Source organism: Candidatus Accumulibacter sp. ACC003, from assembly GCF_907163085.1.
In the GTDB taxonomy this organism is placed as follows: Bacteria; Pseudomonadota; Gammaproteobacteria; order Burkholderiales; family Rhodocyclaceae; genus Accumulibacter.
On sequence record NZ_CAJQTX010000009.1, the window covers coordinates 58,132 to 81,878 of the forward strand.

A 23,747-nucleotide genomic window follows, 5' to 3' on the forward strand; every position below is an offset into this window, starting at 1 on the left:
CACACGGATTGCCGAGGCCGGCAGGCCCCGGAACAGCCAACCCGCTACTCGTATGCCTTGTCGTTTGGCGCCTTGTAAAGCGCCTTCATCGCGTCCGAGAGCGGGAAGTCGAGATTCAGTCCTTTCGGCGGGATCGGCTGCATGAACCATTTCGCGTAGATCTTCTCGGCTTCACCCGAGGTCATCGCCTCGCTCAGCGCCCGATCGACGGCCGCCTTGAACGCCGAGTCGTCCCTGGGCAAGGCGCAACCGTAGGCCTCGAACGACTGTGGCTTGCCGACCACCCGCCAATCGCCGGGGTGCCTGGCCTTGGCCATTTCCCCGTAGAGCAGTGCGTCGTCCATCATGAAAGCGACGGCACGCCGGGTTTCGAGGAGCAGGAAGGCCTCACCGTGATCCTTGGCACTGATGATGCTCATGTTCATTTTCTTTTCGTCGTTCATCCGGCGAAGTAGACGTTCCGACGTGGTTCCCTTGGTGGTGACGACGTTCTTGCCCGCCAGGTCGGGGAAATCGGTGACTCCGGAGTCGGCCTTGGTCAGCAGGCGCGTACCGATGATGAAGATGGTCGTCGAGAAGCTGACCTGCTTCTGGCGCTCTCGATTGTTGGTGGTCGAACCGCATTCGATGTCCACCGAGCCTTTCCCAACCAGCGCCAGGCGGTTCGACGAGGTGACCGGCACCAACTTGATATCGATCTCGGCCATCTTCAGGTCCGCCTTGATGGCCTCGACGACCTTCAGCATCAGGTCCTGTGAATAACCGATGACGTTTCGCTGATCGTCGTAGTACGAGAACGGAATCGAGGTCTCCCGATGTCCCAGCGTGATCACACCGGTTTCCTTGATCTTCCGCAAGGTCCCTGTCAGCTCCTTGGGCTTGGCCTGGGCCTGGGCCTTGCCCTTGGCCAGTGCCGGGCAGGACAGCAATGCCGTCGCCAAGGCTAGCGCAAACAGCAAGCATTTTGAATTTCCGATACCCTTCATCGCCCGTCCCCGTCTCCGTTTTTCCATTTTCTACAGTGAATTAATACGTTGCGCCTATGCCTGCTCAATTCATTGTGGCACGACTTGCGTCGGGATCCTAGCGATGATCAGGTCATGAAGCATGCGCGGCTTGAGGCACGGGAACACGGTGATCGGCGGCCATATTTTGCCGGCTCCGGGAAGCCCGGGCCGCGACCGACAAGCATCCGACAGCGTGCAAGCCGTACAATTCCGCCCATGCCGTCAAGCACGAGAAGACCATAGATGAAGTCCGCGAAAGTCTGCTACAGCATCCGCCCAAGTCATCCGGAAGCGCACATTTTCGAGGTGCGTTGTACGCTTGCCACCGCCGACCCGGCAGGCCAGCGCTTTGCCCTGCCGGCGTGGATCCCTGGCAGCTACCTGATCCGTGACTTCGCGCGCCACATCGTATCGATTCGCGCCGAGGCGAGCGGCGACGCCATCGCTCTCCAGAAGGTCGACAAACACACCTGGCAAGCAGCCGCACTCGACCCAGCCGCGTCGCTGACGATCATCTGCGAGGTTTATGCCTGGGATCTCTCGGTACGCGGCGCCCACCTCGATCAGACGCACGCCTTCTTCAACGGCTGCAGCGTCTTCTTGCGCCCGCTCGGCCAACAGCAGTTGCCCTGCCTGGTCGATATCCAGCCGCCGCTCGGCGAGCGCTTCGCGAACTGGCGGGTGGCCACCGCACTGGCGCCTGCCAGCGATCGGCGAGGCGGCGCCAAAGATCACGGTTTCGGCGTCTACCGGGCTGCCAGCTACGACGAACTGATCGACTATCCGGTCGAAATGGGTAGCTTCTCGCTGGCCAGTTTCACCGCCTGCGGCATTCGCCACGAAATAGCCATCAGCGGCCGCCATGACTGCGACCTGGCGCGACTGACGGCCGACCTGACACGGATCTGCGAATGGCAGATCCGTTTCTTCGGCGAAGCAGCGCCCATGCCACACTACGTTTTCCTGATTACCGCCGTCGGCGACGGCTACGGCGGCCTCGAACACCGCGCCTCGACGGCCCTGCTCTGCGCCCGCGACGACCTGCCCTACCGCGGCATGAAGGGCACCCCCGAGCGCTACCGAAACTTCCTGGGCCTGTGCAGCCACGAATACTTTCACAGCTGGAACGTCAAGCGCATCAAACCGGCCGCTTTCGTCAACTGCAATCTGGACGCCGAGAACTACACCACGCTGCTCTGGGCTTTCGAGGGTTTCACCTCGTATTACGACGATCTGGCGCTGCTACGCTGCGGCCTGATCACCGCCGAGGACTGGCTGGGATTGATCGCCACGACCATCGACAAGGTCCAGCGCGACCCCGGCCGGCGGCGGCAAACGCTGGCCGAATCGAGCTTCGACGCCTGGACCAAGTACTACCGGCCCAACGAGAACACGCCCAATGCCGTCGTCAGCTACTACACCAAGGGATCACTGGTCGCGCTCGCGCTGGACCTGACGCTGCGCGCCAGCACCAGCAATCGCTGTTCACTCGATGAGCTGATGCGCGTGCTCTGGCAACGCCACGGCGAACGCGACCAGCACGGCGGCATGGCGGTCGGCGACGATGACATCCGCCAGCTCGCCGAGGAGCTTTCTGGCCTCGACCTCGAGCGTTTTTTTGCCGACGCGGTCCATGGCACGGCCGAGTTGCCACTCGCGGCGCTGCTGAAACCGTTCGGTATCCGCCTACAGCGTGACGACGGCTCCGGCGTACCAACGCTCGGCGTCAAGACCAGCAGCAGCGGCGACGAGCTGCGCCTGGCTACGGTCTATGCAGCGAGCCCGGCACAAGTCGCCGGCCTGTCGGCCGGCGACCTGCTGCTGGCGATCGACGGATTACGCGTTACGGCAGCGACTATCGAGCGCGTGCTGTGTCGCAAAAACGCCGGCGAAACGGTCCGGGTGCATGCCTTCAGACGTGACGAGTTGATGGAGTTTTCAGTCGTCCTCGGCGCCCCGGAACGCGGCAAGCACAAACTGTTGCTCGAGCAGAAACGCAATGCGCTCCGCAAGGACTGGCTGCAGGTCTAGCGACTGTGGCGCGCGCCGGCGACCTTCGCGCCTGGTCACCGAACACAGGGGCTCTACCGCTTGGCGCAAAAAATTCATCGGAAACCCGCAGCCGGCTGGACGATAATCGGCTCTTGGTGACTGCGCCGAGAAAGCGTCACCGCCGCCAACCCGACTCCCGCAGCACCTCAGTGACCCGTTAAGCGCCATGACCAGTCTTGCCGACCTCAGAAAAAGCTACGAACGTGCCGAACTCAGCGAGGCGGCGTCGCACGCCGACCCCCTGGTACAGTTTGCGCACTGGCTCGCCGAAGCGATCGCCGCACAGCTTCCCGAGCCGAATGCGATGACGCTGGCGACGGTTGATAGCCGCATGCGACCGTCCACGCGGATCGTGTTGATCAAGGGCTACGACGACAACGGCATCACCTGGTTTAGCAATTACGGCAGTCGCAAGGGCCAGGAGCTGGCCGCCAATCCCTGCGCCGCGCTGCAATTTCACTGGGTCGAACTGGAGCGCGTCGTGCGTATCGAAGGCCGGGTGGACAAGATCAGCGAGGCAGAAAGCGACGACTACTTCGCCAGTCGCCCGCTCGATTCGCGAATCGGTGCGTGGGCCAGTCCGCAGAGCCAGGTCATTGACAGCCGCGCGGTGTTGCTGGCCAATGCCGCTCGCTACGGTGCCAGGTTCCTGTTGCAGCCACCGCGGCCACCGCACTGGGGCGGCTACCGCCTGCGGCCGGACACCTGGGAGTTCTGGCAGGGCCGCAAGAGCCGTTTGCACGATCGCTTGCGCTACCGACTCGACAGCGAGCAGCGCTGGCTCCGCGAGCGCCTCGCGCCATGAAACGGCGCCCAGCGACCCCGGAGCCGTGCGGCCGCGACGCTAGCGCCTAATCAGCGCGTGGGGCGACCTGCACCCAGGCACCGGGACACTGCATGATCGCCGGGTAATAGCCGCCGCGTTCCCGGCAGTAGTACCAGTAGCCAGACTCCAGCGACTGCTCACTCGCCGGCGCCTGCGTTCGCTCGACATAGACCACCGGCGGCGGTACGGCGACCACCGACGGATAGACCACTGGCGGCGGATAATACGCGGGCGGCCCCCACGGCCCCCACGGGCCGCCCCAGAATACCGGCGCACCAAGATAGACACCAACGTTGGGGCCCCGGTAGCCGCCACCGCCATAGCCGCCCCGATAAGCACCGCGCGGGCCATAGCCATAAGCGCCGCCAACGACTACCGTACCGGACGCCTCGTAGCCCCCACGCCCGCCGCCGCCAGCGAGAACAAAATGCGGTGCGGCAAGGCTCATTGCGAGCAGCACCATGATCGACTTTTTCATGGAATTTCTCTCCAAGGTGATGACTCTCGACGGCCAGCGGTCGCCGGTCGGCAGCAGGCGAGAGCTCGTCCCGATGCCGGCTGGCTTGCCGGTCAGGCCGGGCGCTGGTGCCGACGATTCCATAGTAACGCAGCCGCCATGACCTGCGCCGACACGAGCGGGCAGTTGCCGCACGGCGGCACGCCTGATGCGGCCACTAGCCGTCGACCAGTGGCCCGAGCACCTCTTCGACGATCGCGCCGGCCGCCGTACAACGCCACTTGATCTCGATATCGTAGAGGCGAAAGCCGTACTGCCGCAAGGGGTCGTCAGCATAGGCGGGACGCGGGTCCTGGGCCAGCAATTCGCCAAGCAGCGCGACCAGATCGGGCCAGCGCTGCTCGTGCTGCGACAGCTGCGCGAGCGCCCGGGCGCTGAAAGAAACCGCCAGCTGCGGCGGCGGACCGGCGACGAAGCCGCCGCGTGCGGCCGGTTCGCACTCGACGAAGGGAAGGTACGGCTTGATGTCGAGAATCGGCGTGCCGTCGAGCAGATCGACGCCGGCAAAAGTCAGCAGCACGCCGGCACGCGTGTCGACGCTCAGCAACTCGACCAGCGACAGCCCCAATGGGTTCGGGCGAAAAGGGCTGCGACTGGCAAAGACGCCGACGCGCTCGTTGCCGCCGAGGCGCGGTGGCCTGACCGTCGGACTCCAGCGGCCGGCAGTGCGGTGGAAGATGAAACTGAGCCAGACGTGCGAAAAGGCCGCCAGCCCGCGCACCGCCTCCGGGCGATCGTAAGGTCGAATGAGGCGCAGCTGACCGCGCGCGTGTGGCGCCAGCCGTGGCTGACGGGGAATTCCGAAGCGATCGCGAAACGGCGTTGCCAGATAGCCGATTGGCGAAAAGCCGACTTCAGGCACGGCCGCTGTCCGGGCGCCGCACAGTTCGCGCCAGGCGTCGTGGCGGGCGCCGAAGCGGATCGACAATTGGCACGCTTGGCACGCGCGACAGCGACCTGGCCATCTCGTCAGCCCGCACGAATCAGCGTCAGAGCATGGCCGGCCATGGCCTGAACGACGCTCTCGACCTCGCCGATCGTCCCGGCCAGTTCAAAGCGTGTCCGCGGATACTCCCGCTGCAACTCGTCGAGCAACAGTGGCAGGTCGCGCTGCAGGTGCCCACCACGGGCGATAAACATCGGCAGCACGACGATGCGCTCGAATCCCTCGCCGACCAGCGATTCGACGCAATCGCGCAAGTTCGGTGGCAAGAACTCGAGAAAAGCCAGCTCGACACGCGTCGCTGGCGCGTGTTCGCGCAAGGACGCACGAACGCGGTGCATCGGCTCGGCCCAATCGGGATCACGCGCGCCGTGGGCGAAAAGAATTAGGGCAGTTCTGATCATCGCTGTACTCCAGGGGATCGCTACTTGTACTCGCATTTCAGGCATTGGCAGCCTGGCCGCTGGCTACCACAACGCGCTCAGTCGATACCGACCAGAGCGGCGATTTCGCCGGCATGGTCAACCAGATGGTCGGCACCCCAGGCTTCGATCGGATCTCCATCACCAAGATAGCCATAGCGTACAGCGACGGTGACCATGCCGGCCGCCCGACCAGCCTGGATGTCACGCAAATCGTCGCCGACGTAGAGGCAACTTCCGGGGCTCCTGGCAATGAGCATACACGCCAGCTGCATCGGTTGCGGCGCCGGCTTGGCACGCGGCGCGGAATCACCACTGACGACGCAGGCCGCACGTTTCGCGTAGCCCAGCCGGGCGAGCAAAGGCAGGGTGAAACGCTGCGCCTTGTTGGTGACGATCCCCCACGGCGAACCACGCCCTTCCAGACCGCCCAGGAGTTGGTCAACGCCTGGAAAGAGCGTCGTTTCGACGCAGATATCCTGGCTGTAATAGCGCAGGAAGCGTTCATAAAACTCCGCGTAGCGCGCGTCGCCCGGGTGCATGTCCAGGCCCGCTTTCAGCATCCCGCGCACGCCCTGCGAGGTCAGGGAGCGAAGCTCTTGCGGCGGCACCCGCGGCATGCCAAGATCGTCGCGCAAGCGATTGAGCGCAGCCGCAAGGTCCGGCGCCGTATCGGCGAAGGTACCGTCGAGGTCAAACAGTACCGCTTCAAACATTCTTGACGGTGTGCAGGAGGTAATTGACGTCGCTGTCGGTACCGAGCGCGTAGTGTCGGCTGAAGGGGTTATAGCTCATCCCTCGCAGCTGATCGGGCTCGAGACCGGCGGCTCGCACCCAGCGCGCGAGTTCGGACGGCTTGATGAACCGAGCATAGTCGTGGGTGCCCTTGGGCAACATCCGCAGGACATACTCGGCGCCAATCACGGCCAGCAGATAAGCTTTCGGGTTGCGGTTGATGGTCGAGAAGAAGACATGCCCGCCGGGCCTGGTCAGCGCCGCACAGGCAGCGACCGTACTGGCCGGATCGGGAACGTGTTCGAGCATTTCCATACACGTCACCACATCGTAGCTACCGGCTTGTTGAGCGGCCAATTCCTCGGCCGAGATCTGGCGATAGTCAAGCTCTCGGCCACTCTCCAGCAGGTGCAGGCGAGCAACGCTCAGCGCCTTGTCGGAAAGATCGATGCCGGTCACCGTAGCGCCTTTTTCGCACATTCCTTCGGACAGCAGCCCACCGCCGCAACCGACGTCAAGCACGCGTTTGCCAGCCAGCTGACAGTGGCCATCGATCCACGCCAGGCGCAAGGGGTTGATATCGTGCAGCGGTTTGAAATCGCTGTTCGGATCCCACCAGCGGTGGGCAAGCTGGCTGAATTTATCGAGTTCGTTCTGGTCGGCGTTAATCATCATGCCAGTAGTATCCATGACAGGTGACGGACGACCAGCGGACGCAGGTGTCCGCTGTCCGGCCGCAGCACCGGAAGCCTTGCGGCGCACCCGGCAGTTGATCGAGCGTGCGTAAAACGTCGCCGCCCGACCTGGGCGACGCCGCGCGCCGACGCTCGGCGAAATCCTCGGAAGTGCTTTGCCGCCGCGCGCTCGCGCAATAACGCCGCGCAGCCGCTGATGGCCACCAAGAGCGAACCCTGCGGTCAGCTTCGGAGCCCTCGTCGGTGCCGCAGGCAAAACGAAAAAGCCCTGCCGAGGCAGGGCTTTGCCGAACACTGCTGGCTTACTTGGTGCCGATCAGTTCGATATCGACACGACGGTCAGGCTGCAGGCACTCGATGACCTTCTTGCTCTTCGCACCCGCGCACTGGCCAGGCTTGGTAACCGGCTGCTTCTCGCCCTTGCCTTCGGTGTAGACCCGATTGGCTTCGACGCCCTTGCTCACCAGGTAGGTCTTGACCGACGCGGCACGCCGCTCGGACAGCTTCTGGTTGTAGGCATCGGAACCAATGCGGTCGGTATGACCGACGGCGATGATCACTTCCAGCTTGATCTGCTTGGACATCGCGACAACTTCATCAAGCTTGGACTTGCCGAGCGGGCGCAGCGTCGCCTTGTTGAAGTCGAACAATGCGTCGGCAGCGACGGTGATCTTGTCGCCAGACGGCTTCGGACCAGCCGCAGCAGGAGCAGCAGCAGCCATCGGTGGCTCGCAAACTTCCTTCGGCAGCAAGTCCTTGTCGCACTTACAGCCAGCCGGATCCTTGGCAGCGCCGGCAGGCGTCCAGAATCCCGTCCGCCAGCACAGGCCGGCGCCGCTCATCGCGACTTCGCCGCGTGAGTCAATTACGTACACTCGATCCAGTGGAATTGAAGTCTGTGCCTGAGCCAGCGAGGCGCCGAAGCCGAGAGTGGCGCCGAGCACGGCCACCAGGGTAATTTTCTTTGCAGTTCTGTTCATCTGTGTTTCCCTCGTTAATTGAAGCCTGCGGAGTCGGTCCGCATGGCCTGTTATGCCTCGTTGTTCACCCAACCCGTCACGGACGAATTTTATTCTGCCACAAGAGCGCCAGTTTTATCAATCCAGTTTCGTTGTTTTCAACCAGTTGCCCGCTTTCGACGCGTATCCGACCACCCACCCAGACGTCAGAAACATGCTCACGGCCTACTGCGTAGGCGAGGTGCGACACGGGATCGTAGCAGGGAGCAAGCGCGACGTCGTTGATGCTGATGGCGCACAAGTCGGCCGCCTTGCCGACGCTGATCGAACCGATACACGCTTCGAGGCCAAGCGCGCGGGCGCCGCCGAGCGTCGCCATGCGCAGCACCTGATGGGCGTTGATGGCGTCGGCACGCCCACTTCGTCCCTTGGCGAGCAGAGCAGCCAAACGCATCTCCTGCAGGAGGTCGAGGCGATTATTGCTGGCGGCGCCATCGGTGCCCAGGCCGATATTGATGCCTTTAGCAAACAGTTCAGCGATCGGCGCGATGCCACTGGCCAGCTTGAGATTCGAACTGGGGCAATGCGCGACCGAACAGCCGTGTTTGGCCAGCAGTTCGATTTCATACGCTTCAAGATGAACCGCGTGAACCGCAATCAAAGCCGGACTCAGCAGGCCGAGGCGGCGAAGACGCTCGATCGGGCGCATGCCAAAGCGTTTCAGGCTATCGTCAATTTCCTGGACGGTTTCGTGCAGGTGCAGGTGAATCGGCAACTCAATCTGTTCAGCAAGCGTCAGCACCCTGGAAAAACTGCGCTCGCTGACGGTATACGGCGCATGCGGCGCGAGACAAAAAGACAGTAGCGGCTCGTCCAACAGCTGGTCCCGAACCGCCAGCCCTTTGGCCAGATAGTCGTCTGCGTCAGTCGCGTAGTTGCTCGGGAAATCGACCGTTATCAGGCCGATCACGGCGCGGATTCCGGCGGCCCGCGCCGCCTCGGCAGCCGCTCCCGGAAAGAAATACATGTCGTTGAAGCAGGTGATACCGGCGCGCAACATCTCGGCGCAAGCCAGCATCGTGCCGTCAAGGACGAACTGCTCGGAAACGTGCAGCGCCTCGGCCGGCCAGACGTGTTGCTGTAGCCACTCCATCAGCGGCAAGTCATCGGCCAGACCACGCAGCAGGCTCATCGCCGCATGCGTATGCAAATTGACCAGCCCCGGGATCAGCACGTGCTGATCCAGGTTCTTGCGGGAGCGTGCGGAAAAGCGGCCGGCAGCCTCGCTCTGCGGCAGGAGCGCGACGATCCGGCCGTGGTCGACGACCACCGCGTAGTTGTCAAGAACCACGCCGGCCGGATCAACCGGTACGACCCAGCGTGCCTCGATAATCAGATCGACGACCTGGACAGGTGTAATCATGGCCCGAACGGGGTTTACAGAGCGTGAAAAAAAGCCCCGCCTAAGCGGGGCTTTTCTCAAGCATTGCCTGGATTACTTGGTGCCGATCAGTTCGATATCGACACGACGGTCAGGCTGCAGGCACTCGATGACCTTCTTGCTCTTCGCACCCGCGCACTGGCCAGGCTTGGTAACCGGCTGCTTCTCGCCCTTGCCTTCGGTGTAGACCCGATTGGCTTCGACGCCCTTGCTCACCAGGTAGGTCTTGACCGACGCGGCACGCCGCTCGGACAGCTTCTGGTTGTAGGCATCGGAACCAATGCGGTCGGTATGACCGACGGCGATGATCACTTCCAGCTTGATCTGCTTGGACATCGCGACAACTTCATCAAGCTTGGACTTGCCGAGCGGGCGCAGCGTCGCCTTGTTGAAGTCGAACAATGCGTCGGCAGCTACGGTGATCTTGTCGCCAGACGGCTTCGGACCAGCCGCAGCAGGAGCAGCAGCAGCCATCGGTGGCTCGCAAACTTCCTTCGGCAGCAAGTCCTTGTCGCACTTGCAGCCAGCCGGATCCTTGGCAGCGCCGGCAGGCGTCCAGAATCCCGTCCGCCAGCACAGGCCGGCGCCGCTCATCGCGACTTCGCCGCGTGAGTCAATCACGTAAACGCGATCAACAGCGGTCTGGGCTTGTGCAGCACCAGCTACCGCAAACAGGCCGATTGAGGCCAGCAGGGTGGTAATGATTTTCGATTTCAAGATATTCCTCCTCGATTATTCTCTGTTAGGTCCGAATGCGTGTCACGCGATGCGATTTTTGCGCAGTCGGCGGATTTAAGCATACAAACTTGAGCCGCTTCAAGCATTGACTTGGCATTGTGTTGCATTTATACAACGAACAGGCTCTGCGAGCGGCCAGATCGCCGCCTTGGTCGCCACTCTCGGCGACCAAGGCGAACGCTACGCCTACCGGGGGTGCCGCCAGCGACACGACATTCGGTGCAGGAAAACGCCGATGGCCGGTAGTGCGGCGGCTGTCGGCGCCGATGGCAACCGCCGTTTCTCGGCTAGATATCGGCCGCGGCCGGCCGCAACGATACAGAAGGAGTGAACGATGCACGCCAGCAAGCTCGATGCCGTTGCCACCCTGGTGCGCGAGGCGATGGAAATCGTCGTCTTCTCGGGCGCCGGACTTTCCGCTGATAGCGGCATTCCCACCTTCCGCGATGACGCAAGCGGACTATGGAAGCAGGTCGACCCGGACGAGGTAGCCAGCGTCCAGGGATTCCAGCGCAATCCGCGGGTGGTCTGGGACTGGCTGCGGCAACTGAAGAAGCTGGTCGATCAGCGGCAGCCGAATGAGGGTCATCACGCGCTCGCCCGGCTTGAGAGACTCTGCGCGGCAAAACAGTTGACGATCATCACCCAGAATATCGACGGCTATCACAGCCGCGCCGGCAATCAACGCGTGCTCGAAATCCATGGCACGATTCATCGCGTCCGTTGCCACCAGCGCTGCGGCTACCTTGCCGACTGGCAGCAAAGCGTGCCCGCGGCCCCCAGCTGTCCAAGCTGCCCACACTGCGGCGCGCCGACGCGACCCGACCTGGTGCTGTTCGGCGAAATGCTTGACGAAGAGGTATTTGCCGCGGCGACAACGAGCAGCCTCACGGCCGATCTGTTTTTCTGTGTCGGCACCTCGTTCACCGTGCAGCCAGCCGCTCTGCTGCCGCTGTGGGCAAAACGTTCCGGGGCGACGGTGGTGGAAGTCAACCCGCAGCCGACGCAGCTTTCCGATTCTGCCGACTACTCGTTTCGTAGTGGCGCGTCGCCGTTCTTCAGTGCGCTGTGCGCAAAACTTGCCGCGCAGCAGCGCTGACGCCCTTGCCGCGCCGGCGAACGGCGAGCAGCGCCGGCCGACCGAGCGACGCCGCACGAGTAGGTGCCGCCGGCGCGACGATGCGAGCGACGCCCGCTGATCAGCTATAATCCTGCCCTTTCGCTGCCTTGCCTTGACCAGCTCGCGCAGACCACCCGGGTCAGAAATCGAGTCGCGAGTCGCCTTCCTTGTCATTTCAGCTTCCCCGACCGCCGTTACCCAAAGTCGGCGAAAGGCTACAGTTTCCCTCATTTGCGGGCTCGGCCGACGCGCTTATGATCGCCGGCGCGGCGGCCGACGCGAGCTTGGGCGGCAAGCATCGCCTGTTGGCGGTGATTACTGCCAGCGCCGCCGACGCCCAGCGTCTGCTGCAGGAGATCCCGTGCTTCGCGGCCGACCTGCGGATACGCCTGCTGCCGGACTGGGAAACACTGCCATACGATAGTTTCTCGCCGCATCACGATCTGGTTTCCGAGCGCCTGGCAACGCTCTACGCGGTCATGCGCGGCGATTGCGACGTGCTGCTGGTGCCGGCAGGAACCGCGGTCTACCGGCTGGCGCCGGCGGCCTATCTGGCGGCCTACACCTTCTTCCTCAAGCAGGGCGAGCAACTCGACGCCGGGCAGTTGCGCGCGCAGCTGACGCTGGCCGGCTACGCGCACGTCACGCAGGTCGTTGCGCCGGGCGAATACTCGATCCGCGGTGGCATCATCGATCTTTTCCCGATGGGCTCGCAACTGCCGTACCGGCTCGACCTCTTCGACGATGAAATCGAAAGCATCAAGACCTTTGACGTCGACAGCCAGCGCACGCTCTACCCGGTGCCGGAGATTCGCCTGCTGCCGGCGCGCGAGTTTCCGCTCGACGAACAGGGGCGTAGCCGTTTCCGCCAGCGCTTCCGCGAGCTCTTCGACGGCGACCCCGGCAAGTCGCGAATCTACAAGGACGTGTCAAACGGCGTGCCAACCGCTGGCATTGAATACTGGCTGCCGCTCTTTTTCGAGGAAACGGCGAGCCTCTTCGACTACCTTCCCGGCGACGCGATCCTGGCCCTGCACGGCAATGTGCCGGAAGCGCTGCGCGCCTTCTGGCGTGAAGCGCAGTCACGCTACGACATGCTGGCAGGCGACCGCAGCCGCCCCCTGCTGCCGCCCGCCGACCTCTTCCTGGCTGAAGAACACTTCTTTGTCGCCGCCAAACCCTACGCCGGAATAAAGCTCAGCGTCGGTGACGACGGCCCGGCGCGACGACTGCCGGCAGTGGCCGTCGACCGCCGCGCGCAAGACCCATTGAGCCGCCTGAAAGCCTTCATCGACGATTTCAACGGCCGCGTACTGATCGTCGCCGAAACCGCCGGGCGCCGCGAGACGCTGGCCGAACTGCTCGCCGAGTACGGGCTGCAGCCGCAGGCCAGCGCCAGCGTTGCCGACTTCCTGAGCGCCGACAGCAAGCTCTCGCTGGCCGTCGCGCCATTGCACGACGGCTTCCAGTGCGAACAGCTGGCGATCATCAGCGAAAGCGAGCTGTACGCCGACAGTCCCTCGCGCCGCGCACGCCACGTCGCGCAGCGCAAGGCCTCGGTCGACAACTGGTTGCGCGACCTCACCGAGCTCAAGATCGGTTCGCCGGTGGTTCATGAGCAGCATGGCATCGCCCGCTATCAGGGTCTGGTCCACCTCGACCTCGGTGAAGGCCAGATGGAGTTCCTCGAACTGCACTACGCGAGCAACGCCAAGTTGTACGTCCCCGTGTCGCAACTGCACGTCATCTCGCGCTACTCGGGCGCCGACCCCGACGCCGCGCCGCTGCACACCCTTGGCTCGCCGCAATGGGAAAAGGCCAAGCGCCGCGCGGCGCTGCAGGCCAGAGACACCGCCGCCGAATTGCTCGCCCTGTACGCACTGCGCGCGGCGCGCCAGGGACACGCGTGCGACTTCAAGACACACGACCACGATGCCTTCGCCGATGGCTTCGGTTTCGAAGAAACACCCGACCAGGCGGCGGCGATCGCGGCGGTCATCGAAGACATGAAATCGGGCCGCCCGATGGATCGCCTGGTGTGCGGTGACGTCGGCTTCGGCAAGACCGAAGTCGCCTTGCGCGCCGTCTTCTGCGCCGTCGCCGGCGGCCGCCAGGCAGCCGTCCTGTGCCCGACGACGCTGCTCTGCGAACAGCATTTCCAGACCTTCAACGACCGCTTTGCCGATTGGCCGGTGAAGATCGCCGAGCTGTCGCGCTTCAAGACCGGCGCCGAGGTCAGCCAAGCGCTCAAGGAGGTGGCCGCCGGCCGAATCGACATCGTCATCGGAACGCACCGGCTGTTGCAGAAGGACGTCAAGTTCAGCCGTCTTGGCCTGGTCGTCATCGACGAGGAACACCGCTTCGGCGTCCGCCAGAAGGAGGCGCTGAAAGCGCTGCGCGCCGAAGTAGACGTCCTGACGCTGACCGCGACACCAATACCACGCACGCTCGCCATGTCGCTCGAGGGCCTGCGCGACTTCTCGGTCATCGCCACGGCGCCGCAGAAACGCCTGGCGATCAAGACCTTCGTCAGCCGTTTCTCCGACGGCATCATCCGCGAAGCGCTGCTGCGCGAGTTCAAACGTGGTGGGCAGGTGTACTTCCTGCATAACGAAGTCAGCACCATCGAAAACATGCGCGACAAGCTCGCCAAGCTGTTGCCCGAGGCGCGTATCGTCGTCGGTCACGGTCAGATGAAGGAGCGCGACCTCGAACGTGTGATGCGCGATTTCACGCAGCAACGCGTCAACGTCCTGCTGTGCACGACGATCATCGAAACCGGCATCGACAATCCGCACGCCAACACCATCGTCATCAATCGCGCCGACAAGTTCGGTCTGGCGCAGCTCCATCAGCTGCGCGGTCGCGTCGGGCGCTCGCACCATCAGGCCTACGCCTACCTGCTGACGCACGACGACGAAGCGCTGAACAAGCAGGCCAGACAGCGACTGGAGGCGATCCAGATGATGGACGAGCTGGGCGCCGGCTTCTACCTGGCGATGCACGACCTCGAAATCCGTGGCGCCGGCGAAGTCCTCGGCGACAACCAGTCGGGCGAGATGCAGGAAGTCGGCTTCAACATGTTCACCGAGATGCTCAACCGGGCCGTTGCCGCGCTCAAGAAAGGCCAGGAGCCGGACCTCACGCAACCGCTGGCGATCACCACCGAGATCAACCTGCACACCCCGGCGCTGCTGCCCGCCGACTACGCACCCGACGTCCACGAGCGGCTGGCGCTGTACAAGCGTCTGGCCAACTGCACGCTGGCCGAGCAACTGGCCGACCTGCAGGAAGAGCTGATCGATCGTTTTGGCGAGCTGCCGCCGCAGACCCGCGCGCTGCTCGACAGCCACCGCCTGCGCCTGCTGTGCAAGCCACTGGGGGTCAGCAAGCTCGACGCCACCGCCGAGCAGATCAGCGTACAGTTCGAAGCCAAGCCATCGGTCGACCCCCTGCGGATCATCGAGCTGATTCAGACGAACCGCAATTACCGACTGGCCGGACAAGACCGGCTACTTGTCAAACGCCACTGCGCAACGCTTGCCGACCGCGTTAGCGCCGTTAAAGACCTTGTTCATCAACTGACCCGGCCGCCAAAACCATGACCACTCTCGACATCGACAACATCAATGTCAGCGCCTTCGACGCGATGCCCTCTCCCGAGGAAATCCAGGGCCGCCTGCCGCTTTCGCCGACCGCCGCCAGGCTGGTGATGAACAGCCGCGAGCTGCTGCGCAGAATTCTCGCCGGCAGCGACCGCCGTCTGTTCGTCGTCGTCGGGCCATGCTCGATCCACGACCCGCTGGCCGGACTCGACTATGCGCGGCGCCTCAAGGCGCTCGCCGACGAGGTCAGCGACACGCTCTACCTGGTGATGCGCGTCTATTTCGAAAAGCCGCGCACCACCACCGGCTGGAAGGGCTACATCAACGACCCGGACATGGACGATTCATTTCACGTCGACCGGGGCATGCAGCAGGCGCGCGAGTTCCTGCTCGAGATCGCCGAACTCGGGTTGCCAGCTGGCACCGAGGCCCTCGACCCGATCTCGCCGCAGTATCTGGGCGATCTGATTTCATGGACCGCAATCGGCGCGCGCACCACCGAATCACAGACCCACCGGGAGATCTCTTCGGGCCTATCGACGCCGGTAGGCTTCAAGAACGGCACCAACGGCGACGTCTCGATCGCCGTCAACGCCATTCTCTCGGCGTCGCGGCCGCACAGCTTCCTGGGCATCAACGGTCAGGGCAGGACGTCGATCGTCCGTACCCGCGGCAACCGCTACGGTCATCTGGTCCTGCGCGGCGGCGATGGCCGGCCGAATTACGACACGGTCAGCGTGCAGATGGCCGAACAGGCGCTGCGCAAGGCCGGTTTGCCGACCAACGTCGTGATCGACTGCTCGCACGCCAACAGCTACAAGAAGCCCGAGCTGCAGCCGCTGGTGATGGCCGACGTCGTCAATCAGGTACGCCTCGGCAACCAGTCACTGGTCGGGATGATGATCGAGTCGAATATTGTCGCCGGCAATCAGCCAATCCCCGCCGACCTGACGCAGCTCAAGTACGGCTGCTCGGTGACCGACGCCTGTGTCGACTGGGAAACTACCGAACGGATGATTCGCGACGCCGCCAGCCTGCTGTCCGACGTCTTGCCCAAGCGCAACCGCTGACAGCGGCTACCGGGCGATCGAGTCCTTGCCGAGCCAGGCGCGTTAGACGCCGGAGCTGGCGGCCGGCCTGGCGCCCGGCAACGGCTCGTGCCAGGGCACCGGCTGTTGCCGGAATCCCGCCAGGCTTGTCGCCAGTTCAGGCAGCAGCGACTCGCTCTGCGTCGCCAGCCAGCCGACGATAGGCGCCGCTTTCGCCGCCGGCAGCGCCACAGTGCTCAGCTGTGTGGCGACCGCCAGGTCGTTCTGGCTGCCGAGCAGTTCCTGCAGGTCGGTGACTGATTGGTGATAAGCCTCGAGCACCGGCCCGGCGGCGAAGCTTGACGAAAAGAATTCGAGGGCGTAGCGCAGTTGCTTGAAGGCCAGGCGCAGGCGATGGCGAGCCGCATCTTCACCACTGTCAAGGGCATCGGCGGCACGCTGACTGACGCGCTTGCTGCACTTGTCGAGCCACCCCGGCAGCAAAGTCCCGACCTGGCCGGCGTCGACTTCCGGCAAGGCCACGACGGCGGCGATGAAGTCGACCAACAAGCGCGAATAGGCGGCCGCCTTGAGCGCCCGCCTGGCGGCCCGGCGGCAGCTGCCGGCACGCCGTTGGGCGTAGTTGCGCAATTGCTCGACCGCCACGTGCTCGGGCAACGCATCCGCCAACGCGGGTACGCCGCCAGCCAGAAAGACATCCCAGTTGCGGGCGTCGCCGAGTTCTTGCGCGAGTTCTCGCCAGACCGGATCGAAGCGCGCGACAAAGGCCTCGGGCAGGTGTCGCTGCCAAACGCGGATAGCCGACCGCAGACGGCGAATGGCGACTCGCGCCTGGTGAACGAACTCCGGGGAATCGCTCTGGAGAACGCCTTGCTCGTTACGCTGCAGGTGGTTGACGCACGCCAGAGCGACCAGGCGAAAAGCAGCGATGCTCGACAAGCCGGCGTCGACGGCGACCGGCATCGCCTTGCCCGCGACCATCGGCAAATCGGCCAACAGGCGGCAAGCGCGTTCGGACTTGCTGCTGACTTCGGGGTGTAGTGGCAGGGTCGCCTGCAGCGTGCTGGCCAGATCGAACAGATCGCTGACCGTTCCCTCGCACAACTCCAGTTCGACCTCACGGATCAACTGCCGCCGCCCCGCTGCCTCGATCCAGCCGCGGTCAAGCGCCACTTCGATGCGCGCCCCGAGACGCGGCTCGAACAACCACGCCAGGCGGGTGAAGCGGGTAGTAAACAGGGGCTGCAACTGATCGCGAAGCGACTCGAGCACGGCACGGACACGGCCATCGTCGACGTGCGAGAAATCGAAGGTCCCAGGCGTGCCGCGAACCTCCCACTCTCGGCGCTGTGCCAATCCGCCACTGAGCTGCGCCGCCGTCTTGACGGCAAACAGGCAATCACGGCCCTGCTGTCGATAGCGCACGGCGATCCGTTCCTTGCGCAGGCGGCTGTCGGCGGTGTCGTAGTAGGTATTGATCAGCAGTTGTCGATGCGGCTTCAGGTCGGCGAGCAGCGGGTGCCTGGCCAACTCGCTGGCGACACGTGCCGACAGCGACAGCTTGATTTCGGTTTCGGTAGACATCACGAACCCTCGTGCGGCGAAGGCGACGCCTTCGCCGGGTCATATTGATCATTCCCTTGGCGGCACCCTGCCCGCACGCCTCTTGACGCGGGCCTGTCAAGGCACGGCACAGCCGCGTAGATTAGCACAGGAACTTCCAGACTCCCTGCTGGTCCCGACAAACGCACGGATCGGCGAGCGCGCCCCGGCGATCGAAGGCGCGGCCAGAGCGGCCAGAGCGGCCAAGCTCCCGGCGAGAAGAACATCATCCGGAGCGCTGCGAGTCTAACGCGACGACGAGCACGGAATAGATCACCTTCGTAGGCAATCGCGATCACTCGCTGGTGGTTTACCATCGACACCGGCGCTCGGCTCGCCGGCGGCCTGGCGAGCCAGGCCGCCAAGCAGCGAGCGGCGACGATTACCGACGATTACCGAAGAGCCGCGATGCCACTACATTCCGACGACCTCGAACACATCACGACCCTGACGCTGAGCCACTACAACCAGCGCGCCGAGGACTTTCGCGAGGGGACGCGCGAGCACGACGTCAGCCAGAACATCGCGGCCTTGTTGCGCCACATCGAAGGCCAGGCGCCATTCACGATTCTCGACTTCGGCTGCGGCCCGGGTCGCGACCTGCAGACCTTCAGCGCCCTCGGCCATCGGGCGATCGGACTCGACGGGGCACAGGCTTTCGTCGACATGGCGCGTGTAGACAGCGGCTGCGCCGTCTGGCAACAGGACTTTCTCAAACTTGACCTACCCGGCGGGCATTTCGACGGGGTTTTCGCCAACGCCTCGCTGTTTCATGTGCCTGGGCAGGAGTTGCTGCGCGTTCTGCGGCAATTGCACGCCACCCTGAAGCCTGGCGGCGTGCTGTTCTCGTCGAACCCGCGCGGCGAGAACGAGGAGGGCTGGAATGGTGGGCGTTACGCCAGTTTCCATGACCTCGCCACCTGGCGGCAGCAAATGGCGGACGCCGGCTTCAGTGAAATCGAGCACTATTTTCGTCCGACCGGCGTGCCGCGCGCGCAACAGCCCTGGCTGGCCAGCGTCTGGCGCAAAGCGGCCGAATGAAGCAAGATGGCAGCGCTGGCCCGAGCTTTTCCTGAACCTGAGCGTTCGCTTTCAGAACCGGTGGCACCCTGACCATGCCCGACAAACGCTTCTCGAAACGCCGCTCCCGCTTGCCAGTCGGTCCCCGAATTGCCGATGCGATTCTCGATTACGTCGGCCAGACTCCGCGCAGCAGCGAGCGGCCGCAGGCCAGACCAGAGAGCCGGGCGCGGGCGATTGCCGGAACGGTGGCCAGACACGCGGCGCTCACCACCGGTGGACTCAGCCTGCCGCCAGGCCCACTGGGCTGGCTGACGCTCCTCCCCGAACTGCGCTCGTTATGGGAACTGCAAACGCAGATGGTTGCCGACATCGCCGCGTGCTACGGAAAGACGCATGAGCTGACGCGTGAAGAGATGATTTACTGTCTTTTCCGGCACACCGACGCGCAGGCCGTCCGGGATCTGGTAACCCAGATCGGCAAGCGCTTTGTCGTTCAGCGCGCCTCGCGGCCGCAGGTGCAGGCCGTCGTCTTGAAGATCGCCATGCACATCGGGCAACGCGTGATCGGCAAGGGAATCGCCCGCTGGATCCCGGTGGTCGGCGCGCTCGGCGCTGGCGCCTACGCCTACTACGACACCACCCAGGTAGCCGACACGGCGATCGAGTTCTTCGGCGGCGTCGTAGACGTGCAAGCGGCCGACGCGGAGTGGCTGCGCGACGACGATGACGAAGCGCCGCACAAGTCGCGCTGAGCACTCCACGAGTCGCGGCACTCGCCGGCGCACAGTACCGACGCGGGCCGGCGACCGCCGCGCGGCGAGGCACGGCGTGTCGAGCGGCGCCTTGTCGAGGAAGGCGAGCCGCCTGTTAGAATGCGCCATGTGTTGGCTAGAGGTTAACAGGCAGACAGCATGGCGAAGACCACCAGCAAGCATCTCGAGGAATGGGCGAACCCACGCACGGTGATTATCCTGACGCTACTGTTTTTCGTAGCGCTGTGGTCCTTCGTCGGCTTCTGGACCGTCGCCGCACGACAGGAACGTATCGCCATGGCCGGCGAGTTCCTGCAACGCATGACGTATGCCGTCGAAGACCAGACGCGGCGACAGTTTCGCCTGATCAATGTCTTCCTGGCGGCGTCTGCGCAATGGCTGGAAGCGAACCCGGCGCGCGACCCACGCCGCGACCTGGCTTTCCGGAACATGATCGAGGGCTTTCGGAGCAGAACCGGCGAGGCCATCGACATCCGCCTGGTGGCCACCGACGGTCGTATCTTCGACGTTCTCGGCGATCCCTCGGAGCCGCCGACAAGCGCCGCCGGCAGCGACTATTTCAAGGGGGCACCGGCCGACGGTACCCTGTTCATCGGCAAACCGACGCGCCGTCAGCCGGACGGCCATTTCGGCTTGCCGATCGCTGTCCGCCTGGCAGATCCCATCGACGGTTTTTCGACGCTGGTCGCGGTGATCGACCTGACGCTGCTCACCGAGGTGTACGAAAAGCAGCGCCGCAAGCCCGGTGGCTCGATCACCCTGCTGCGCCATGACGGCACGGTCCTGGCCGTCGCGCCGGACGACGCGCAAGCGCTCGGCCAGGCGGTCACCGGCGGCGCGTTGGCCAGCGAGGCGCTGGCACCGCAGCTCGACAACGTGGTCGTCGTCGAAGAAAGCGCTGACACGCAGCGACGACAGTTCACCAGCTATGCGGCGGTCACCGATTTCCCGTTGCTGGTAACGGTCTCGGCCGACTACGACGAAGTCCTCGTGCCGTGGCTGAAGCAAACGCTGTGGATCATTCTGCTGGCTCTGGGCATCAGTGTGCCGCTGCTTGTCGTCGCCTTTCGGTCGCTGCGCCTGCTACAGGCGCTGGCGCTTCGCGATGCCGAGCTGCAGCAACTGGCGACCAGCGACCAGCTGACCGGTGTCAGCAATCGGCAACACTTCGTCGAAACGCTCGATGAAGCACTGCTGCGCGCGCAGCAGAGCCAATCGCCGCTGACCATCCTGTTGTGCGATATCGACTTTTTCAAGCGGCTCAACGACGGCTACGGCCATGCCGTCGGCGACCTGGTGCTGATTGCCTTTGCCGAAGTGGCCAACCGTTGTCTGCGGGCGATGGATCTGCTCGCCAGAGTCGGCGGTGGCGAATTCGCGATCCTGCTGCACGCGACCGAGGCCAGCGACGCCGTTGTCGTTGCCGAGCGGCTGCGTGCAGGGATCGCCGCCATTTCGATCCCGACCGAAAACGGCACCGTCCAGTTCACGGCCAGCGTCGGCGCCAGCCAGGCGAGACCAGACGACAAGTCGTTCGACGACCTCATGAAGCGCGCCGCCGAAGCGCTTGCCGACGCCAGGGCCGGCGGACACGACCAGCTGGTGGTAATCTGACGCCCGCTGCAACGGCCGGCCGAAGCGACCCCGGCGCCGCTCGCTCGGACACTACCTACCCTGCCACTCGACCTTGCGTTTGCCGATGAAAGCGTCGATGCCGGCCGCCGCATCGACCGTCATCATGTTGCAGGCCATCACCTCGGAAGCATACTGGTAAGCGCCTTCGAGCCCCATCTCGAGCTGCTTGTAGAACATCTGCTTACCCATCGCGATGGCCACCGACGACTTGGCAATGATCGCGCCGGCCAGCTTGTCGATCTCGGCGTCGAGCGCGTCGCCAGCAACGACGCGATTGACCAGGCCTTGCTGCAGTGCCGTCTGGGCATCAATAAAATCACCGGTCAGCAACATCTCCAGCGCCTGCTTGCGGCCAAGATTGCGAGAAAGTCCGACGCCAGGCGTTGCACAGAACAGGCCGACGTTGATCCCCGACGTGGCAAAGCGCGCGCTGTCGGCAGCAACGGCCAGGTCGCACATCGACACCAGCTGGCAACCGGCCGCGGTGGCGATGCCGTGGACCCGCGCGATCACCGGTTGCGGCATCTCGGTGATGGTCATCATCATCTTGCCGCAGCGTCTGAACAGATCCTGCATGAACGCCTTGTCGTGGTTGGCACGCATCTCCTTGAGGTCGTGACCGGCGCAGAAGGCCTTGCCGGCGCCGGCGATGACCACCACGCGTAGCGCCTGATCGGCGGCAATGGCCGTAAGTTCGGCTTGTAGGGCGGCGATCATCGCCAGCGACAGTGAGTTGAATTGCTGCGGCCGGTTCAGCGTCAGCGTCGCGATACCATTGCCATCAGTACGGACCAGGTAGGGCTCCAGGGCTGGCGTCGGGGTACTCATGATTCTCTCCTTGATGTCGATCGCCAACGGGTCGGTCGGCAACGCCGGCGGACGGCGCATGGAATTGGGACCCGGCGGCGCTGCGGTTACTGTGAAAGTCGCGTACGCGACTCACGAAACCCCCGTCTCCCCTTGCGTGAGAAGGGCCAGGGGAAGGGGGAAACGGTCATGACTTTCATGATCTGGGCTATCTCAACATGCCATGACCGTTAATGAAAATTAGCTGCCTGGCGACGCCAGGCAGTCGTACAGCTTGCCGGTTTTCGCCAGCTCGTCCAACCAGCTGGCGAGCTGCCGGCCGAGTTCTTCGCTGGCCGCCACCAGCGCACGCACACCGCCGCGCGCATCGGCAGTGGCCGCCGGCTGCTCGACGGCGAGCAGCCACTCGGCGACGACCCGGCGCCGAGCGTCAACGATGCTGGCACTGCCTTGCAGGATGCCACGACTATGCTGCGGCGTGTCGAAGGCCTGCGAGAATTCCTGCAGCTCCAGACGTAGCTGGCAATTCACCGCCGCCTGGCCGCTGCCGCCGAGCACCCCCAGTTGCTGCCGCAGGCGCTGCGACAGCAGCAGCCCTGGCGCTCCCGCCCAGCGACTGCCGGCGTAGCTGCGCAACTTGAGAGGATCGTCGTAGAGCAGACGATATTCGATACTCGGCGAGTCGAACCAGTACGGCGCCCGGATTTCGAGCACCACCTTCGACCAGCGGCCGTCGCTGACGACGCGCGGCGCCGGCAGACCGAAGTCGTACACCTCGGGCGTTGGCGAATTGCGCGGGCCGGCCGCGCACGCCGCCAGCAAACCCAACGCCAAGACCATCAACAGCTTTCTCATCGTCGTCCCTCGCGCACTGGCGGCGCACTGAAACCGGTCTCACCGGGCCCTGGGGCGTGCTTCGGCGCGCCGAAGACGACGCTTTGTGGCGACTCTTCAAGCATCTGCAGGACCCGCTGCAATTGACGCGAGTTGGCCGACAAGTCGCTCCCGAGCTCATTGAGGCGGGGCGCGAGCGCGCCGAATCCGCTCGGCGACGCGTCGCCGATCAGTAGATCGACCTTGTCGCTGACCTTCTGCAAACGGACCACCAGGGCCCGCGCCTCGACCAACAGCGGCGTCCCCTGGCCCGCCGCCTGCTCGGCACGAGCCAGCGTCGTGCCCAGCAAGCGGATGTTTTCCGGAAGCATGGTCAGCAACTGCCGAAACTCCTCGACAGCGCCGTTGGCGTTGGCGGTGGTCGCCTCGAGATTGATCAGAATCTTCGCGAAATGCTGCAGGTTCTGGTTGTTCAGCAGCTGGTTGGCGCTGACCAGAAAATCGCGCGCCGCGCGCAGCGTGGCGCCGCCGGCGTCCGACAACTCGTCGATCAGGGAAGGCTGCATGTGGATCCGCGAAGCGGCGCCCGCATCGCCAGTCAGGGGAGTCGGATCGGCACCGCTGTCTTCAAGCAGGACGTGGGCGATGCCGGTGACTCCCTGATAGCCCATCTTGGCGGTCGTCCCGTGCGTCACCGGCACGTCGTCATTGACGCTGATCCGGATCAGGATGTTACGCAAGTCATCGGGGTCGAGTTCGATGGACTCCACCTTGCCGACGCGGATGCCGCGATAACGCACCTGGCCCTGCAGGCTGAGGCCGGTAACGTTTTGCTGCGTCACCACCGTGTAGTCGCGCGTCATTTCGTGTTTGCCGCCGAACCACCAGGCGGCGACGATCGCCGCGGCGCCGAGCAGAAGGATGAACAGACCAGCGATCAGGGCGTGCGAACGGTTCTCCACGG

The 23,747-nt window shown here is 64.2% G+C and carries 21 protein-coding genes; 8 read left to right on the forward strand and 13 right to left on the reverse strand.

The genetic code is table 11. The features are described 5' to 3' along the window. Positions 1-44: 44 nt before the first annotated feature. Positions 45-929: a glutamate/aspartate ABC transporter substrate-binding protein gene (locus QZ656_RS18760; RefSeq protein ID WP_291995254.1), complete on the reverse strand. Its 885-nt coding sequence runs from the start codon at positions 927-929 to the stop codon at positions 45-47. 321 nt (positions 930-1,250) lie between these two features. On the opposite strand from QZ656_RS18760, the gene QZ656_RS18765 reads away from it, so the two are divergent. Both QZ656_RS18765 and pdxH read left to right on the forward strand, forming a co-directional pair. After that, on the forward strand, positions 1,251-3,038 hold the full coding sequence (locus QZ656_RS18765) for a PDZ domain-containing protein (RefSeq protein WP_291994811.1): 1,788 nt from the start codon (positions 1,251-1,253) through the stop codon (positions 3,036-3,038). A 187-nt stretch (positions 3,039-3,225) separates the two neighbouring features. Beyond that, positions 3,226-3,864 carry a pyridoxamine 5'-phosphate oxidase gene (gene pdxH, locus QZ656_RS18770; protein WP_291994812.1) on the forward strand — a complete coding sequence of 213 codons (639 nt, stop codon included), beginning with the start codon at positions 3,226-3,228 and terminating at the stop codon, positions 3,862-3,864. Positions 3,865-3,910: 46 nt separating this feature from the next. Here pdxH and QZ656_RS18775 read toward each other — a convergent pair whose 3' ends face one another. The 8 genes from QZ656_RS18775 to ompA form a co-directional block, all read right to left on the reverse strand. Further along, positions 3,911-4,363, reverse strand: a complete 453-nt coding sequence (locus QZ656_RS18775) for a hypothetical protein (protein WP_291994813.1) — start codon at positions 4,361-4,363, stop codon at positions 3,911-3,913. A gap of 196 nt (positions 4,364-4,559) precedes the next feature. Next, positions 4,560-5,264 carry a tRNA (N6-threonylcarbamoyladenosine(37)-N6)-methyltransferase TrmO gene (gene tsaA / locus QZ656_RS18780; protein ID WP_291995255.1) on the reverse strand — a complete coding sequence of 235 codons (705 nt, stop codon included), beginning with the start codon at positions 5,262-5,264 and terminating at the stop codon, positions 4,560-4,562. A 107-nt stretch (positions 5,265-5,371) separates the two neighbouring features. Continuing rightward, entirely contained in the window at positions 5,372-5,749 is a 378-nt protein-coding gene (locus QZ656_RS18785; RefSeq protein ID WP_291994814.1) for a CbiX/SirB N-terminal domain-containing protein, read from the reverse strand. 77 nt (positions 5,750-5,826) lie between these two features. Beyond that, complete coding sequence (locus QZ656_RS18790; protein WP_291994815.1) at positions 5,827-6,483, reverse strand: HAD-IA family hydrolase; 657 nt, start codon at positions 6,481-6,483, stop codon at positions 5,827-5,829. After that, a complete protein-coding gene (gene ubiG, locus QZ656_RS18795) occupies positions 6,476-7,177 on the reverse strand; it encodes a bifunctional 2-polyprenyl-6-hydroxyphenol methylase/3-demethylubiquinol 3-O-methyltransferase UbiG (RefSeq protein WP_291994816.1) in 702 nt (233 codons plus the stop codon). Before ubiG ends, QZ656_RS18790 begins: the two co-directional genes overlap by 8 nt. Positions 7,178-7,499: 322 nt before the next feature. Beyond that, the gene (locus tag QZ656_RS18800; protein WP_291994817.1) at positions 7,500-8,177 is read right to left on the reverse strand and encodes an OmpA family protein; all 678 of its coding nucleotides are present in this window, start codon (positions 8,175-8,177) and stop codon (positions 7,500-7,502) included. Positions 8,178-8,253: 76 nt separating this feature from the next. Further along, positions 8,254-9,579 (reverse strand): TRZ/ATZ family hydrolase, encoded by a 1,326-nt coding sequence (locus QZ656_RS18805; RefSeq protein ID WP_291994818.1) that lies wholly within the window; start codon positions 9,577-9,579, stop codon positions 8,254-8,256. A 72-nt stretch (positions 9,580-9,651) separates the two neighbouring features. Continuing rightward, a complete protein-coding gene (gene ompA / locus QZ656_RS18810) occupies positions 9,652-10,314 on the reverse strand; it encodes an outer membrane protein OmpA (protein ID WP_291994819.1) in 663 nt (220 codons plus the stop codon). 355 nt (positions 10,315-10,669) lie between these two features. Here ompA and QZ656_RS18815 point away from each other — a divergent pair, with 355 nt between their 5' ends. The 3 genes from QZ656_RS18815 (at position 10,670) to QZ656_RS18825 (ending at position 16,130) form a co-directional block, all read left to right on the forward strand. Then, the gene (locus QZ656_RS18815) at positions 10,670-11,434 is read left to right on the forward strand and encodes an NAD-dependent deacylase (protein WP_291994820.1); all 765 of its coding nucleotides are present in this window, start codon (positions 10,670-10,672) and stop codon (positions 11,432-11,434) included. Between the two features lie 188 nt (positions 11,435-11,622). Next, positions 11,623-15,060 (forward strand): transcription-repair coupling factor, encoded by a 3,438-nt coding sequence (gene mfd, locus QZ656_RS18820; protein ID WP_291994821.1) that lies wholly within the window; start codon positions 11,623-11,625, stop codon positions 15,058-15,060. Continuing rightward, positions 15,057-16,130 (forward strand): 3-deoxy-7-phosphoheptulonate synthase, encoded by a 1,074-nt coding sequence (locus QZ656_RS18825; RefSeq protein ID WP_291994822.1) that lies wholly within the window; start codon positions 15,057-15,059, stop codon positions 16,128-16,130. The genes mfd and QZ656_RS18825 overlap by 4 nt, the downstream gene beginning before the upstream one ends. Positions 16,131-16,172: 42 nt before the next feature. On the opposite strand, the gene QZ656_RS18830 is transcribed toward QZ656_RS18825, so the two are convergent. Further along, entirely contained in the window at positions 16,173-17,693 is a 1,521-nt protein-coding gene (locus tag QZ656_RS18830) for a CYTH and CHAD domain-containing protein (RefSeq protein ID WP_291994823.1), read from the reverse strand. Between the two features lie 426 nt (positions 17,694-18,119). Between QZ656_RS18830 and QZ656_RS18835 the strand changes: the two genes are divergently transcribed. The 3 genes from QZ656_RS18835 (at position 18,120) to QZ656_RS18845 (ending at position 21,121) form a co-directional block, all read left to right on the forward strand. Further along, a complete protein-coding gene (locus QZ656_RS18835; protein WP_291994824.1) occupies positions 18,120-18,752 on the forward strand; it encodes a class I SAM-dependent methyltransferase in 633 nt (210 codons plus the stop codon). A gap of 74 nt (positions 18,753-18,826) precedes the next feature. After that, positions 18,827-19,486, forward strand: coding sequence for an EcsC family protein (locus QZ656_RS18840; RefSeq protein WP_291994825.1), 660 nt, complete (start codon positions 18,827-18,829; stop codon positions 19,484-19,486). 159 nt (positions 19,487-19,645) lie between these two features. Further along, a complete protein-coding gene (locus QZ656_RS18845) occupies positions 19,646-21,121 on the forward strand; it encodes a sensor domain-containing diguanylate cyclase (RefSeq protein ID WP_291994826.1) in 1,476 nt (491 codons plus the stop codon). A gap of 51 nt (positions 21,122-21,172) precedes the next feature. Here QZ656_RS18845 and QZ656_RS18850 read toward each other — a convergent pair whose 3' ends face one another. The 3 genes from QZ656_RS18850 to QZ656_RS18860 all read right to left on the reverse strand — a co-directional run bounded on the left by QZ656_RS18850 (position 21,173) and on the right by QZ656_RS18860 (position 23,745). Then, positions 21,173-21,970, reverse strand: coding sequence for an enoyl-CoA hydratase (locus tag QZ656_RS18850; protein ID WP_291994827.1), 798 nt, complete (start codon positions 21,968-21,970; stop codon positions 21,173-21,175). Between the two features lie 219 nt (positions 21,971-22,189). Next, positions 22,190-22,804 (reverse strand): ABC-type transport auxiliary lipoprotein family protein, encoded by a 615-nt coding sequence (locus QZ656_RS18855; RefSeq protein WP_291994828.1) that lies wholly within the window; start codon positions 22,802-22,804, stop codon positions 22,190-22,192. Next, the gene (locus tag QZ656_RS18860; protein ID WP_291994829.1) at positions 22,801-23,745 is read right to left on the reverse strand and encodes an MlaD family protein; all 945 of its coding nucleotides are present in this window, start codon (positions 23,743-23,745) and stop codon (positions 22,801-22,803) included. The genes QZ656_RS18855 and QZ656_RS18860 overlap by 4 nt, the downstream gene beginning before the upstream one ends. Positions 23,746-23,747 lie beyond the last annotated feature (2 nt).